Source organism: Escherichia sp. TW14182 (assembly GCF_000208525.1).
Lineage (GTDB): Bacteria > Pseudomonadota > Gammaproteobacteria > Enterobacterales > Enterobacteriaceae > Escherichia > Escherichia ruysiae.
Genome location: NZ_AEJZ01000155.1, coordinates 35,293 through 50,669, shown reverse-complemented (window position 1 = coordinate 50,669; position 15,377 = coordinate 35,293). Strand labels below are relative to the sequence as shown.

Annotated in this window: 15 protein-coding genes; 3 read left to right on the top strand and 12 right to left on the bottom strand. The window is 52.9% G+C overall.

Annotation, left to right across the window (positions count from 1 at the left end; translation table 11 throughout):
- Positions 1–41 precede the first annotated feature (41 nt).
- The 4 genes from hemG to pepQ are packed head-to-tail and all read right to left on the bottom strand — an operon-like array spanning position 42 to position 4,034.
- The gene (hemG, locus tag EQY_RS0113755; protein ID WP_000853956.1) at positions 42–587 is read right to left on the bottom strand and encodes a menaquinone-dependent protoporphyrinogen IX dehydrogenase; all 546 of its coding nucleotides are present in this window, start codon (positions 585–587) and stop codon (positions 42–44) included.
- A gap of 11 nt (positions 588–598) precedes the next feature.
- A complete protein-coding gene (trkH, locus tag EQY_RS0113750; RefSeq protein ID WP_000545680.1) occupies positions 599–2,050 on the bottom strand; it encodes a Trk system potassium transporter TrkH in 1,452 nt (483 codons plus the stop codon).
- A gap of 38 nt (positions 2,051–2,088) precedes the next feature.
- Positions 2,089–2,703, bottom strand: a complete 615-nt coding sequence (locus EQY_RS0113745; protein WP_001353706.1) for an IMPACT family protein — start codon at positions 2,701–2,703, stop codon at positions 2,089–2,091.
- Positions 2,703–4,034, bottom strand: a complete 1,332-nt coding sequence (gene pepQ / locus EQY_RS0113740) for a Xaa-Pro dipeptidase (RefSeq protein ID WP_000444561.1) — start codon at positions 4,032–4,034, stop codon at positions 2,703–2,705. Before pepQ ends, EQY_RS0113745 begins: the two co-directional genes overlap by 1 nt.
- A gap of 189 nt (positions 4,035–4,223) precedes the next feature.
- Between pepQ and fadB the strand changes: the two genes are divergently transcribed.
- Both fadB and fadA read left to right on the top strand, forming a co-directional pair.
- Positions 4,224–6,413 (top strand): fatty acid oxidation complex subunit alpha FadB, encoded by a 2,190-nt coding sequence (gene fadB / locus EQY_RS0113735; RefSeq protein ID WP_000965922.1) that lies wholly within the window; start codon positions 4,224–4,226, stop codon positions 6,411–6,413.
- A 9-nt stretch (positions 6,414–6,422) separates the two neighbouring features.
- Positions 6,423–7,586, top strand: coding sequence for an acetyl-CoA C-acyltransferase FadA (gene fadA / locus EQY_RS0113730; RefSeq protein ID WP_000438749.1), 1,164 nt, complete (start codon positions 6,423–6,425; stop codon positions 7,584–7,586).
- 182 nt (positions 7,587–7,768) lie between these two features.
- On the opposite strand, the gene fre is transcribed toward fadA, so the two are convergent.
- Both fre and ubiD read right to left on the bottom strand, forming a co-directional pair.
- The gene (gene fre / locus EQY_RS0113725; protein ID WP_000209826.1) at positions 7,769–8,470 is read right to left on the bottom strand and encodes an NAD(P)H-flavin reductase; all 702 of its coding nucleotides are present in this window, start codon (positions 8,468–8,470) and stop codon (positions 7,769–7,771) included.
- Between the two features lie 45 nt (positions 8,471–8,515).
- Positions 8,516–10,009, bottom strand: coding sequence for a 4-hydroxy-3-polyprenylbenzoate decarboxylase (gene ubiD / locus EQY_RS0113720; protein WP_000339815.1), 1,494 nt, complete (start codon positions 10,007–10,009; stop codon positions 8,516–8,518).
- Positions 10,010–10,175: 166 nt separating this feature from the next.
- Between ubiD and rfaH the strand changes: the two genes are divergently transcribed.
- Positions 10,176–10,664 carry a transcription/translation regulatory transformer protein RfaH gene (gene rfaH / locus EQY_RS0113715; RefSeq protein WP_001192393.1) on the top strand — a complete coding sequence of 163 codons (489 nt, stop codon included), beginning with the start codon at positions 10,176–10,178 and terminating at the stop codon, positions 10,662–10,664.
- On the opposite strand, the gene tatD is transcribed toward rfaH, so the two are convergent.
- The 6 genes from tatD to ubiJ all read right to left on the bottom strand — a co-directional run bounded on the left by tatD (position 10,661) and on the right by ubiJ (position 15,370).
- A complete protein-coding gene (gene tatD, locus EQY_RS0113710) occupies positions 10,661–11,443 on the bottom strand; it encodes a 3'-5' ssDNA/RNA exonuclease TatD (RefSeq protein ID WP_024212574.1) in 783 nt (260 codons plus the stop codon). The genes rfaH and tatD overlap by 4 nt on opposite strands.
- A 41-nt stretch (positions 11,444–11,484) precedes the next feature.
- The gene (gene tatC / locus EQY_RS0113705) at positions 11,485–12,255 is read right to left on the bottom strand and encodes a Sec-independent protein translocase subunit TatC (RefSeq protein WP_000109945.1); all 771 of its coding nucleotides are present in this window, start codon (positions 12,253–12,255) and stop codon (positions 11,485–11,487) included.
- Positions 12,256–12,257: 2 nt separating this feature from the next.
- Positions 12,258–12,773: a Sec-independent protein translocase protein TatB gene (gene tatB / locus EQY_RS0113700; RefSeq protein ID WP_000459598.1), complete on the bottom strand. Its 516-nt coding sequence runs from the start codon at positions 12,771–12,773 to the stop codon at positions 12,258–12,260.
- Positions 12,774–12,776: 3 nt separating this feature from the next.
- Positions 12,777–13,046 carry a Sec-independent protein translocase subunit TatA gene (tatA, locus tag EQY_RS0113695; protein ID WP_001295260.1) on the bottom strand — a complete coding sequence of 90 codons (270 nt, stop codon included), beginning with the start codon at positions 13,044–13,046 and terminating at the stop codon, positions 12,777–12,779.
- Between the two features lie 78 nt (positions 13,047–13,124).
- Complete coding sequence (ubiB, locus tag EQY_RS0113690) at positions 13,125–14,765, bottom strand: ubiquinone biosynthesis regulatory protein kinase UbiB (RefSeq protein WP_000187537.1); 1,641 nt, start codon at positions 14,763–14,765, stop codon at positions 13,125–13,127.
- The gene (gene ubiJ / locus EQY_RS0113685) at positions 14,765–15,370 is read right to left on the bottom strand and encodes a ubiquinone biosynthesis protein UbiJ (protein WP_001116106.1); all 606 of its coding nucleotides are present in this window, start codon (positions 15,368–15,370) and stop codon (positions 14,765–14,767) included. The genes ubiB and ubiJ overlap by 1 nt, the downstream gene beginning before the upstream one ends.
- Positions 15,371–15,377 lie beyond the last annotated feature (7 nt).

The following is a 15,377-nucleotide window of genomic DNA, read 5'->3' as shown; positions in this document are numbered from 1 at the left end:
TTAAAATAATTTTCCGAATGCGCGTTTTTTATTCTTTATGCTTATTTCAGCATCGGTTTGTCGGTTAAATGGGCGATTTCTCGGGCGAAATTCGCCACTTGCTCCCAATCGGTGTAGACAACTTCTTTGCGCGTATCCGTTTCTCCGCCTGACATCTTCATAATCATCTTGATCATAAAGCGGTCATACCAACGATAACGAGGATAACGCAGCGCCCCGGCAATGACTGCACAGCGATCGGGACGCCATTGCGAGTTCATCAGAAACTTCCGCGCGTAGCTATTGGTCTGCACAGTACGCTTCTCCGGTTTGCGCGCCACCAGATTCACGGAGTAAAAGGCGCTCGGCATCGAGTTCAGCTGCGTCGCATGTTTTTTGACAAATTCCTGGAACGCAGAATGGTAGTGACCGTAGCGAATAGAAGCGCCAATAACCACGCGATCGTAGTTTTCCCACTGTGGCTCTTCAATGCGGTGCACATTAGCGACATCCGCCTGTATCCCCAGTTCTTTCAATTCCGAAGCCAGGTAGGAGGCAATCTCGCGCGTTTGTCCGTCCCTTGTTGAGAAAAGAATTAATGTTTTCACGTATTACTCCATCATTCACGCCAGAAAGTCGGGGTAAAGAGCACCAGCAATGTAAAGACCTCCAGACGACCAAACAGCATGTTGGCAATCAGGATCCATTTAGCCACCGGGTTCATACTGGTAAAGTTATCAGCAACCACGCCAAGCCCTGGCCCCAGGTTATTCAATGTCGCAACAACCGAGGCAAAGGCAGAAAAGTCATCCACGCCCGTGGCGATAATCGCCAGCATACTGACAATAAACACCAATGCATAGGCGGAGAAAAATCCCCAAACGGCTTCGAGGATACGTTCCGGCAGTGCGCGATTCCCCAGCTTAATGCTGTAGACGGCGTTCGGATGCACCAGTCGTTTCAGCTCACGGTTCCCCTGCTTGAACAGCAGCAGGATGCGGATCACTTTCAGGCCACCGCCCGTTGACCCGGCGCAACCACCGATAAAAGCAGAGCATAACAGCAGTACTGGCAAGAAGAGCGGCCAACGGGCAATGCTGTCTGTCGTAAATCCGGCAGTCGTCGCCATCGACACCACCTGGAAAAATGCCTGGTTAATCGTCATCAGCGCCGAACTGTAGACATTATGAAACCACAGAACGAGTGTACAAATAACCACCAGCGTAAACTGTACGCCGATAAACATGCGAAATTCCGGATCGCGCCAATAAACCTTCAGACTGCGCCCACTTAACAGCGAAAAGTGCAGACCGTAGTTACAGCCGGAGATTAGCAGGAAGATAGCAATGATGGTGTTAATCGTCGGGCTGTCGAAATAACCGACGCTGGCATCATGTGTCGAGAAGCCACCAATGGCGATTGTCGCGAAGCTATGTCCGATGGCATCAAAAGCATCCATTCCGGCAAACCATAACGCCAGCGCACAGGCGACGGTCAGCAAGACATAAATCAGCCACAAGGTTTTCGCCGTTTCCGCAATACGCGGGCGCATTTTATTATCTTTCAGCGGGCCGGGCATTTCTGCACGATAGAGCTGCATCCCACCAACGCCGAGGATAGGCAGTATCGCTACCGCCAGCACGATGATCCCCATCCCGCCAAACCATTGCAGCATCTGGCGATAAAAGAGGATAGCGTGAGGGAGTGAATCCAGCCCCACCAGCGTAGTGGCCCCGGTGGTGGTCAGGCCGGAGAAAGATTCAAAAAACGCATCGGTAATCGTAAGGTTCGGGCTTTCCGAGAAGATAAAAGGGAGCGCACCGACGCTACCCAGCACCGTCCAGAACAGCACCACAATCAGAAACCCTTCGCGGGATTTCAGTTCGCCCTTCTCTTTACGGTTCGGCCACCACAGCATAGAGCCAATGGCGAGGGCGACAAAAAAGGTCTGGGTAAAAGCGCGGCCTGCCCCATCCCGGTAGATGAGTGCTACCAGCCCAGGGATAATCATGGTCCCTGAAAATAAGATGACCAGTAGTCCAACGATTCGGGTAATGGCGCGAAAATGCATCTCTGCCGCTTCCTTAGTTCTGCAAAACGAAGTGGGGATTATTCTTCAATCGCTAACAATTGCAATGAACCACGGCTAAAATCCGCCAGCTTTGCGGAAAATTCAGCCACTTTCGCCGCCGGAAGCGCCACCCGCAGCAGAACGAATGCCTGATAATCACTGTTGATAATTTTGCCGCCACACTGCCCCAGCAACGCTTCAATGCCGGTTAACTGACTATATTCACATTGCAAAGTATATTCGGTTAATGGCGTCTTGCGTTGGGTCGTTAGCTGGCGCAGCGCCTGATTCACGCCACCGCCATACGCTTTCACTAACCCACCAGTGCCCAGCAAGATGCCGCCGTAGTAGCGCACCACCACAGCGGTAATTTCCCCGACGCCGCTGCCCATTAGTTGGGCGAGCATCGGTTTACCTGCCGTTCCTGCCGGTTCTCCATCATCAGAGAAACCCAGCTGTTGAGAATCATCCGGTGCGCCAGCTACCCACGCCACGCAATGGTGGCGGGCATCGGGGTGCTCTGCCCGCACCGATTCAACAAACGCTTTCGCCGCCTCAACGCCATCGGTATGCGCCAACAGCGTAATGAAGCGGCTCTTTTTGATCTCTTCAACGACCGTGACCGGTGCCGCAGGAATTAACCAGCTTTCCATCACGCCAGTTTCAGATCCCGGGTCATGTTTTCCACGTTGTTTTCGTGGATCACCACGTTGTCTTCGATACGAATGCCGCCGAACGGTTTCAGTGCTTCAATTTTCTGCCAGTTGAAATGTTTGCTGAACTGCCCTTCACGCCACGGCGCCAGCAACGATTCGATGAAGTAGATACCCGGTTCGATGGTTAAAACCATGCCTGGCTGGAGAATACGGGTGCAGCGCAGGTACGGATATTTTGCCGGTGCCGCGAGGTGCGTACCGCTATCATCCTGCATAAAACCGGCTACGTCATGCACCTGCAGACCAAGCGGATGGCCAATACCGTGCGGCATAAACGGTCCGGTGAGATCGTTTTCGACCATCGCTTCTTCACTCATATCGGTGATGATTTGATGTTTACGCAGCAGTTTGGCGATGCGTTGATGGAACTGGATGTGGTAATCCACATAGCTGACGCCCGCTTTCATGGTGGCGATCAGCGCCAGTTGTTCATCATTAACGTCTTTCACCAACTGTGCGTAGTCGTTGTCGCTTTTTGCCGACCAGGTACGGGTCAGGTCAGCCGCATAGCCGTTATATTCTGCCCCGGCATCCAGCAGGAAGCTGCGCATCTCTTCCGGCGCCTGATGATCCAGTTTGGTGTAATGCAGCACCGCAGCATGTTCGTTAAGCGCCACAATGTTGCTGTAAGGCACGTCGGTATCACGATGACCAGTCGCAGTCAGATAGGCAATATTGATATCGAACTCGCTCATGCCAGAACGGAAGGCTTCTTCCGCCGCGCGATGACCGTTGACCGCCATTTTCTGCGCTTCACGCATACAGGCCAGTTCGTACTCGGTTTTAAAGGAGCGGTAATAATGCAGGTAGTCGATAACCCCTTTCGGGTTAATGTTACTGGCCTCAATGCCCAGTTGCAGCGCACGTTCCGGCACAGGGCCGATATAACCGATATTGCCGCGCGCAGCGGGCAGCAGGCTACCAATGCCATCGGCTTTCGGCAGCGCGATCACTTCCACATCCTCTGTCCAGAAAGAGGTCGGCAGCGGTTCGACGTTGTGCCAGTAATCAACCGGCAGATAAAACCACAGTTTCGGCTTGTTCACGCCATCCACCAGCAACCAGCAGTTTGGCACCTGAGTTACCGGCACCCACGCCTTGAATTGCGGGTTCACTTTAAACGGATAGGGATGATCGTCGAGAAAAACGTTGAATAGCTCGCCGGAGTGAATAAGTAATGCATCCAGCTTGAAACGCGCCAGCGCATCGCGAGTCCGTTCCTGTAAGGTAGCTATATGATTTTTATAGAGCGAGGCCAGTGATTCCATTTTTTACCCTTCTGTTTTTTTGACCTTAAGTCTCCGCATCTTAGCACAACGTTAATACAGAGCGTGATTTCTGCCGAGCGTGATCGAATCGGCATTTCTTTAATCTTTTGTTTGCATATTTTTAACACAAAATACACACTTCGTTTCATCTGGTACGACCAGATCACCTTGCGGATTCAGGAGACTGACATGCTTTACAAAGGCGACACCCTGTACCTTGACTGGCTGGAAGATGGCATTGCCGAACTGGTATTTGATGCCCCAGGCTCAGTTAATAAACTCGACACTGCGACCGTCGCCAGCCTTGGCGAGGCCATCGGTGTGCTGGAACAGCAATCAGATTTAAAAGGGCTGCTGCTGCGTTCGAACAAAGCAGCCTTTATCGTCGGTGCTGATATCACCGAATTTTTGTCCCTGTTCCTCGTTCCCGAAGAACAGTTAAGCCAGTGGCTGCACTTTGCCAATAGCGTGTTTAATCGCCTGGAAGATCTGCCGGTGCCGACCATTGCTGCCGTCAACGGCTATGCGCTGGGCGGTGGCTGCGAATGCGTGCTGGCGACCGATTATCGTCTGGCGACGCCGGATCTGCGTATCGGTCTGCCGGAAACCAAACTGGGCATCATGCCGGGCTTTGGCGGCTCCGTGCGTATGCCACGTATGCTGGGCGCTGACAGTGCGCTGGAAATCATTGCCGCCGGTAAAGATGTCGGCGCGGATCAGGCGCTGAAAATCGGTCTGGTGGATGGCGTAGTCAAAGCAGAAAAACTACTTGAAGGCGCAATGGCGATTTTACGCCAGGCCATTAACGGCGACCTCGACTGGAAAGCGAAACGTCAACCGAAGCTGGAACCGCTAAAACTGAGCAAGATTGAAGCCACCATGAGCTTCACCATCGCTAAAGGGATGGTCGCACAAACGGCAGGGAAACATTACCCCGCGCCCATCACCGCAGTAAAAACTATTGAAGCGGCGGCCCGTTTTGGTCGTGAAGAAGCCTTAAACATGGAAAACAAAAGCTTTGTCCCGCTGGCGCACACCAACGAAGCTCGCGCACTGGTCGGCATTTTCCTTAACGATCAATATGTAAAAGGCAAAGCGAAGAAACTCACCAAAGACGTTGAAACCCCGAAACAGGCCGCCGTGCTGGGCGCAGGCATTATGGGCGGCGGTATCGCTTACCAGTCCGCGTGGAAGGGCGTGCCGGTTGTCATGAAAGATATCAACGACAAGTCGTTAACCCTCGGCATGACCGAAGCCGCGAAACTGCTGAACAAGCAGCTTGAGCGCGGCAAGATCGATGGTCTGAAACTGGCTGGCGTGATCTCCACAATTCACCCAACGCTCGACTACGCCGGGTTTGACCGTGTGGATGTTGTGGTAGAAGCGGTTGTTGAAAACCCAAAAGTGAAAAAAGCCGTGCTGGCAGAAACCGAGCAGAAAGTTCGCCCGGATACCGTGCTGGCTTCTAATACTTCAACCATTCCTATCAGCGAACTGGCCAATGCGCTGGAACGCCCGGAAAACTTCTGCGGGATGCACTTCTTTAACCCGGTGCACCGGATGCCGTTGGTGGAAATTATTCGTGGTGAGAAAAGCTCCGACGAAACCATCGCGAAAGTCGTCGCCTGGGCGAGCAAGATGGGCAAGACGCCGATTGTGGTGAACGACTGCCCCGGCTTCTTCGTTAACCGCGTACTGTTCCCCTACTTCGCCGGATTCAGCCAGTTGCTACGCGACGGCGCGGACTTCCGCAAAATCGACAAAGTGATGGAAAAACAGTTCGGCTGGCCAATGGGTCCGGCATACCTGCTGGATGTCGTGGGGGTTGATACCGCGTACCACGCTCAGGCCGTGATGGCAGCAGGCTTCCCGCAGCGGATGCAGAAAGATTATCGCGATGCCATCGACGCGCTGTTTGATGCCAACCGCTTTGGTCAGAAGAACGGCCTCGGTTTCTGGCGTTATAAAGAAGACAGCAAAGGTAAGCCGAAGAAAGAAGAAGACGCCGCCGTTGACGACCTGCTGGCAGAAGTCAGCCAGCCGAAGCGCGATTTCAGTGAGGAAGAGATTATCGCCCGCATGATGATCCCGATGGTCAACGAAGTGGTGCGCTGTCTGGAAGAGGGCATTATCGCCACTCCGGCAGAAGCGGATATGGCGCTGGTCTACGGCCTGGGCTTCCCTCCGTTCCACGGCGGCGCGTTCCGCTGGCTGGACACCCTCGGCAGCGCGAAATACCTCGATATGGCACAGCAATATCAGCACCTCGGCCCGCTGTATGAAGTGCCGGAAGGTCTGCGTAATAAAGCACGTCATAACGAACCGTACTATCCCCCGGTTGAGCCAGCCCGTCCGGTTGGCGACCTGAAAACGGCTTAAGGAGTCACAATGGAACAGGTTGTCATTGTCGATGCAATTCGCACCCCGATGGGCCGTTCGAAGGGCGGTGCTTTTCGTAACGTGCGTGCGGAAGATCTCTCCGCTCATTTAATGCGTAGCCTGCTGGCGCGTAATCCGGCGCTGGAAGCGGCTGCTCTCGATGATATTTACTGGGGCTGTGTGCAGCAAACGCTGGAGCAGGGTTTTAATATCGCCCGTAACGCGGCGCTGTTGGCAGAAGTGCCGCACTCTGTCCCGGCAGTTACCGTCAATCGCTTGTGTGGTTCATCCATGCAGGCACTGCATGACGCAGCACGAATGATCATGACCGGCGATGCGCAGGCATGTCTGGTTGGCGGCGTGGAGCATATGGGCCATGTGCCGATGAGTCACGGCGTCGATTTTCACCCCGGCCTGAGCCGCAATGTCGCCAAAGCGGCGGGCATGATGGGCTTAACGGCAGAAATGCTGGCGCGTATGCACGGTATCAGCCGTGAAATGCAGGATGCCTTTGCCGCGCGATCACACGCTCGCGCCTGGGCCGCCACGCAGTCGGGGGCATTTAAAAATGAAATCATCCCGACCGGTGGTCACGATGCCGACGGCGTCCTGAAGCAGTTTAATTATGACGAAGTGATTCGACCGGAAACTACCGTGGAAGCCCTCGCCACGCTGCGTCCGGCGTTTGATCCAGTCAGCGGTACGGTAACGGCGGGTACATCTTCTGCGCTCTCCGATGGCGCAGCTGCCATGCTGGTAATGAGTGAAAGCCGCGCCCGTGAATTAGGTCTTAAGCCGCGCGCCCGTGTGCGTTCGATGGCGGTTGTTGGTTGTGATCCGTCGATTATGGGTTACGGCCCGGTTCCGGCCTCTAAGCTGGCGTTGAAAAAAGCGGGGCTTTCTGCCAGCGACATCGGCGTGTTTGAAATGAACGAAGCCTTTGCCGCGCAGATCCTGCCGTGTATTAAAGATCTGGGACTGATGGAACAGATTGACGAGAAGATCAACCTCAACGGTGGCGCGATCGCGCTGGGTCATCCGCTGGGTTGTTCCGGTGCGCGTATCAGTACCACGCTGCTGAATCTGATGGAACGCAAAGACGTCCAGTTTGGTCTGGCGACGATGTGTATCGGTCTGGGTCAGGGTATTGCGACGGTGTTTGAGCGGGTTTAAACACTTGCCGGATGCGGCGTGACGCCTTATCCGGTCTACCGTTCCAGCACCAATTGTAGGTCTGATAAGACGCGACAGCGTCGCATCAGGCACTGTTTGCCGGATGCGACATAGATCTAAATGCCACTGATAAAGTTTTAGTTGCCGTTCTTCCCGCCTGTCAGGGGCGGGTTTTTTATGGCTTAGATAAACGCAAACGCATCGCCAAACAGGCGATCTTCCCGCGCATTACGCTCACTGCAAAACAGGTCACGGGCTATTTTCGCCATCTCAAAACGTCCGGCAATGTAGATATCATGCTCTGCCAGCGTACCGTGATCCTGCAATACCGCCGTTAACACTGTGCCAGTACGCCCACGCCAGCCCGCTTCCGGTTGTTCAACCACCGGCACCACTTGCAAACCTGGATGCTTAAGCGAAAGCGCCTCAAGCTCGCAGAGATCATAAAGATGCTGCTCTTCACGCCCGCCCCAGTAAATGGTGATATCACGATTGGGATTACGCGCCAGCGCCGTCAGCAAAATCGAGCGCGCATAAGAGAAACCGGTGCCGCCCGCAATCAGAATCATTGGTCGTTCTTCATCATCGCGCAGCCATGCCTCACCGTGCGGAATATCGACCACGATTTGATGATCTTTAAGAATGCGATCCATGACTGCTTTCGCGTAAAGGTTGATTTCAGAAGCGCCAATATGCAGCTCAATGAAACCTTTTTCATCCGGCGTCGAGGCCATTGAGAACGGACGTTTGTCGCGCTCATCCATCACTACCATCAAATACTGACCAGCACGAAAAGAAAAGGCCGCGTCTGGCACGATTCGGACACGATATACAGTATCCGTGATAGCTTCTACCGAGGTCACTTTACAGCTTAAGGTTGTCATGCGCTTTCTCTGTCGGATCGATAAATAGGGCAATACAAACGCGCCTCAGGCGCTTTTACCGTTGTTAAAAATAGCCAGCTCATCCCAGATTGCGTCAATACGCGCGACAACGTCCGGATCTTTTTTGATAGGACGCCCCCACTCGCGCTGGGTTTCCCCTGGCCATTTATTCGTGGCATCCAGCCCCATTTTTGAACCCAGCCCGGAAACAGGCGAGGCAAAATCCAGATAATCAATGGGCGTGTTTTCAACCAGCACCGTATCCCGCGCTGGGTCCATACGGGTAGTAATCGCCCAAATCACATCGTTCCAGTCGCGTGCGTTGACATCATCATCGCAAACGATCACAAATTTGGTGTACATAAACTGGCGTAAAAACGACCAGACGCCCATCATGACGCGCTTCGCGTGCCCGGCGTATTGCTTTTTGATCGTCACGACCGCCAGACGATAAGAGCAACCTTCCGGCGGAAGGTAGAAATCGACAATTTCCGGGAATTGTTTTTGCAGAATCGGCACGAACACTTCGTTCAACGCCACGCCCAGTACCGCAGGTTCATCCGGCGGGCGACCAGTATAGGTGGAGTGGTAAATCGCATCTTCACGCTGAGTAATATGCGTCACGGTAAATACCGGGAAACTATCGACTTCGTTATAGTAACCGGTGTGGTCGCCATACGGCCCTTCTGGCGCCGTTTCGCCTTGTTCGATATACCCTTCCAGCACAATTTCCGCACTGGCGGGCACTTCAAGGTCATTGGAGATACACTTCACCACTTCGGTCTTGGTGCCGCGCAGCAATCCGGCAAACGCATACTCTGAAAGTGTATCCGGAACGGGGGTGACTGCACCGAGAATAGTAGCGGGATCAGCACCCAGCGCCACAGAAACCGGGAAACGTTCACCCGGATGCGCCGCACACCACTCCTGGAAATCCAGCGCACCGCCGCGATGCGACAACCAGCGCATAATCAGTTTATTTTTACCAATCAACTGTTGACGATAAATACCCAGATTCTGCCGCTCTTTGTGCGGGCCACGCGTTACGGTCAACCCCCAGGTAATCAGCGGAGCGGCATCTTCCGGCCAGCAGGTCATAATGGGAATACGGTTAAGATCGACATCCTCGCCGGAGACGATTTTTTGCTGACAAGGCGCACCACGTAACCGTTTCGTTGGCATGTTCAACACCTGCTTAAACTGCGGCAGCTTATCAAACAGGTCGCGGAAACCTTTTGGCGGCTCCGGCTCTTTCAGAAACGCCAATAATTTACCGACTTCACGCAGCGCCGAAACATCTTCCTGCCCCATGCCCATCGCTACACGCTTAGGCGTACCGAACAGGTTACACAGCACCGGCATTGAGTACCCTTTAGGGTTTTCGAACAACAGCGCAGGCCCACCGGCGCGCAAAGTGCGGTCAGCAATTTCAGTGATTTCCAGATGCGGATCCACCGGGAGCGTGATACGTTTTAGCTCACCCTGCTGTTCAAGCAGCGTCAAGAAGTCGCGTAAATCGTTATATTTCATGGCGTCCATTGTAGCCTCTTAATCTGCGCCCATTATACGGCGTTCATCTTCGCGATGCTGTAAATTTGTTAAATTAGCGTGAACTCAGGCGCTATAACGCAAACCGGGGAATATAATTAACTTAACGCATCGCTTTTGCTATTCTTGCGCCCCGATTAAACGGATAAGAGTCATTATGCAATCCTGGTATTTACTGTACTGCAAGCGCGGGCAACTTCAACGTGCCCAGGAACACCTCGAAAGACAGGCCGTTAATTGCCTGGCGCCGATGATCACCCTGGAAAAAATCGTGCGTGGCAAACGTACCGCAGTCAGTGAGCCGTTGTTCCCCAACTACCTGTTTGTGGAATTTGATCCAGAAGTGATTCATACCACTACCATCAACGCTACACGTGGCGTCAGCCACTTCGTGCGCTTTGGTGCATCGCCAGCGATAGTCCCATCGGCAGTGATTCATCAGCTGTCGGTGTATAAACCGGAAAACATTGTCGATCCGGCAACACCATACCCAGGTGATAAGGTGATTATTACCGAAGGCGCATTCGAAGGTTTTCAGGCCATTTTCACCGAGCCTGACGGCGAGGCACGCTCCATGCTATTGCTTAATCTTATCAATAAAGAAATTAAGCACAGCGTGAAGAACACCGAGTTCCGCAAACTCTAGAACGCAATCCCAAACAGTGTTTTGACATTCGCATCTGTGGTAGCCGCCAGCCACGCAGCATCCTCCCCTCGCCAGTATGCAATACGTTGCAGAATATGGGGCAGATACGCAGGCTCGTTACGCCGTGACGATGGCTTTGGCGTGAGATCGCGCGGGAGCAAATACGGCGCATCGGTTTCGATCAGCAATTTCTCCGCAGGAATAAGTGGCAACAGATCACGCAATTCCTGCCCTCGTCGTTCATCGCAAACCCAACCTGTAATGCCGATATAAATTCCACGCGCCACGCACGCCTGCATCTCTTCGCGTGTGCCGGTAAAGCAATGAAGAACCGCACCAGGAAGTTTATCCAGCCACGGCTCCAGCAATGTCATAAACCGCTCGTGGGCATCGCGACAGTGCATAAATACCGGCATGTTTAATTCTGCGGCAATACGTAGCTGGGCAACAAAAGCACGTTCCTGCTCTTCCGGCGTAGAAAAGTTGCGGTTAAAGTCGAGCCCACACTCACCAATTGCCACCACTTCTGGCAGCGCGGCCAGCTCAATAATCGCTTCTTCGGTCGCAGCTTGCCACTGGCTGCTGTCATGAGGATGCACGCCCGCCGTTGACCAACAGTGCGGATACTGACGCGCCAGTTTTTGCGCCTGCTGGCTTTCTCGCAGGTTAGTACCGGTGATAAGTAGCCCATCAACTCCCGCGCCAAAAGCGCGCTCTACAACATCATCACGATCTTTCGCAAATTGTGAACTGGTCAAATTAACGCCGATATCAAACATCCTGCACTCCATATGACAACCGCCCTGACGGGCGGTTGAATTTATTCTTCAGTTTTTTCGCTTTCAGCGTCGTTTTCTTCTTCCCGGTTTCGGCCTTTACCAACATAAAAGCGTGAGAAGAAGACACCGATTTCAAACAGGCAGTACATCGGAATCGCCAACAGCGTTTGCGAGAAGACATCCGGCGGCGTCAGCAGCATCCCGACGACGAATGCGCCAACCAGCACATACGGGCGTTTTTTGCGTAAGTCTTCTGGCGAGGTGATCCCCATCCAGCACAGCAGCACAATGGCAACCGGCACTTCAAACGAAACACCAAATGCCATAAACAACGCCATAACGAAGCTTAAGTAGCTGGCGATGTCGGTGGATACCTGTACCCCTTCCGGCGCAGTATTGGCGAGGAAGCCAAATGCCAGCGGAAAGACCACGAAGTAAGCGAACGCCATGCCGATATAAAACAGCAGAGAGCTGGAAACCAGCAGGGGCACCACCAGGCGACGTTCGTGCTTATACAACGCCGGGGCGATAAACGCCCACACCTGATAGAGAATCACCGGCGCTGACAGAATCAGCGACACCATAAAAGTCAGCTTGATCGGCGTAAAGAACGGCGAGGCCACATCGGTGGCGATCATCGTTGAACCTTGCGGCAATTGCTTGATCAACGGCGCGGATACCAGGTGATAGATATCATTGGCGAAATAGACCAGGCACAGAAATATCACGATCACCGCGATAATGCAGTTCAGCAGACGCTTACGCAGCTCAATCAGATGCGTGATAAGCGGTTGAGTATCTTCTACAGACATGTTTACGGTTTATCACTCGACGAAGGGGAAGGTGCAGCGGTTTTTGGTTCAGCGTCCGCAGCAGGTTTTACCACCGGCTCTGGCGTGGTTTCTGGCTTCTGTTCCGGCGAACTGGCCTGCGTTTGTGCAGAGGCAGGGGTTACTCCCTCATGCGCAGCTTCATTATCTTTCACCACCGGGTTATGGATGGTGTGCGCTTCATCGCTCGCCTTTTCAGGATCGTTTGCAACATAGGAACGCTTCATCGATTCCGCAGCCTGGCGCAGTTCATCCATTGACGCTTTCAGTTCAGGCGTCAGGTTGGTCAGGCTTGCCTTTTCAACCTTTTTCAGGCTGTCCTGAAACTCCTGGAGTTTTAACTCCTGAGTCAGTTCGTTCTGCACCGTTGTCGCCAGTGAACGCAACGCGCGAATCCAGCCCGCTACCGTTTTTACCGCCACAGGCAGTCGTTGCGGCCCCAGAACGACGAGGCCGATGATGAACACCAATAGCAGTTCGCTAAAACCGATATCAAACACGGATTACACCTGCTCTTTATCGTGGCGCTTTGCGTCTTCTGTTTTAGCCTGTTCCTGATTCGTATCCGCCTGCTTATCGGCGATAGTTTTCGCAGTAAAATCAGCATCCTGACTGGTTTTATCCTGCTTTGGTTCATCATCGCTCATTGCTTTTTTAAAGCCTTTGATCGACGCACCAAGATCGGAACCGATGGAGCCGAGCTTTTTGGTGCCAAAAAGCAGTACAACGATGACGGCAATAATCAATAACTGCCAAATACTGATACCACCCATACATGTTCCTCTGTGGTAGATGATGATTAAACAAGGCCGCATTATACGTTACACGGCCCGCCTTGAGCGATGAAAAAATCAGCGTGTTTTGCGCCAACCGACAAACCAGGCGATCAAACCACCTGCCATTAACCAGCCGGGCATCAGCCCCCATTCAGGTCGGTTGACCAACAAGAATGTGCCGCTTAATACTAACGTCGCGCCAATTCCAAGAAAATAACGCGATTGTCCCTGACGTACATGATTTGACTGAAGCTCGCGGGCAATCTTATCAACACTGTGCTGTAAATACTTGCCCTGGCGCAAACTGTCGTAAACCAGTTCAGGCAGTTCTGGCATTTTTTCGACCCAGAACGGCGCTTTTTCTTTAAATGCTCTCACCAGCGCAGGAATACCGACCTGATCTTTAATCCACGACTCCAGGAAAGGCTTCGCCGTTTTCCATAAATCGAGCTGCGGATAAAGCTGGCGTCCTACCCCTTCGATGTAGAGCAAGGTTTTCTGGAGTAACACCAGTTGCGGCTGTACTTCCATATTGAAGCGACGCGCCGTATTAAACAGATTTAACAGCACATGTCCAAACGAAATTTCGGCCAGGGGTTTCTCAAAGATTGGTTCACAGACAGTACGAATAGCAAATTCGAACTCTTCAACGTTGGTATCTGGCGGCACCCAGCCAGAATCAACGTGCAGCTCTGCCACTTTGCGATAATCGCGGTTAAAGAAGGCGATAAAGTTTTCTGCCAGATAGCGTTTATCTTCTTTGTTTAGCGAGCCAACAATCCCGCAATCAATGCCGATATATTTCGGGTTTTCCGGGTGTTCATAGCTTACGAAGATATTGCCAGGGTGCATATCGGCATGGAAAAAGCTGTCGCGAAAGACCTGAGTGAAGAACACCTGCACGCCGCGTTCAGCCAGCAATTTCATGTTGGTGCCGTTTTTCTCCAGCGCCGCAACATCAGACACCGGAATGCCGTAAATGCGCTCCATCACCATCATCCCTTCACTGCAATAGTCAGGGTAAACCTCCGGGATGTAGAGCATCGGGCTATTTTCGAAATTACGCCGAAGCTGAATGGCGTTGGCAGATTCCCGCAGCAAATTCAGTTCATCAATCAACGTCTTTTCGTACTCGCGCACCACTTCGGTTGGACGCAGACGGCGACCATCCGGCAGTAAACGCGGCACCCAACGCGCCAGACGATAGATGAGTTTCAGATCCGCTTTTATGACCGGCAAAATATCCGGGCGAATGACTTTAATCACCACCTCTTTGCCATTCGATTTCAGCCGCGCAGTATGTACCTGTGCAACGGAAGCCGATGCCAGCGGCTTAATGTCAAAATCATCAAACCACGCTTCCACCGGCAGACCGCCCATCGCCGCTTCAATTTGTGCTTTCGCCAGTTCGCCGTCAAAAGGCGCGACTTTATCCTGCAAGAGCGCCAGTTGGTCAGCAATATGCGGCGGAAAAAGGTCACGGCGGGTCGATAGCATCTGTCCAAACTTGATCCATACCGGACCCAGTTCTTGCAGCGCCAGTCGCAGTCGTTCACCTAATGGTTTGTCTTTATGCCGATTCGGCATCCAGAATAACGAGTATCGCCATAACCGCAACGGCAAAGTGATACGCATTTTAGGGATCAGTTCATCAAGTCCGTAACTTAAAAAAGTGCGAATGATGAAATACAGGCGCCGTACTTCACCTGGCGTCATTAAACTGCCTCCAGTTTTTCCAGCCGTTTGGTTAGCGCATCGACAGCACGTTCAACGGCGGATGTCTCTTCCGCAAACCAGGCCACTTCAAGCGGACCAGGTGCCATACGCCACTCTTCAGTAATGGCTTCAGCCACGTAGCGTTGCTGGCGTTTAATACCGTGATGCAGGAACTTCGCGCCACCACGCAGGGCTTTGCTGATGCCTTCGGCGGCGATATCACCCGTATAAGGTGCCAGCAGTTCAGCAGGGTCGAACTCCGCCAGATCTGCCAGCGCAACAAAGTTTTGCACCACCTGAATATCGCCCTGCACTTCCAGCTCACCACTGCGAATCAGTGCAGCAAGCTGCTGGCGATCGCGAAGTTTCGGCAACACGCTGGCATAAGCGATAACAGTGCAGTCAGCATCGCCTGCCCATTCTCCCAGTACATCGACCTGACGTTCGCTGAACACCAGAATCAACGATGTCGAAAAGCCTTTTACCTCCACGCGCAATACTTTACCCAGCAGACGCGAGCGGGCGGTTTTCAGCGCGGGTGAGCGATACAGGAAGGTGTTGAGCAGACTTTCGATTCCTGCCGTCACTAAAGGTTTAAAAGGCATTTCCGGT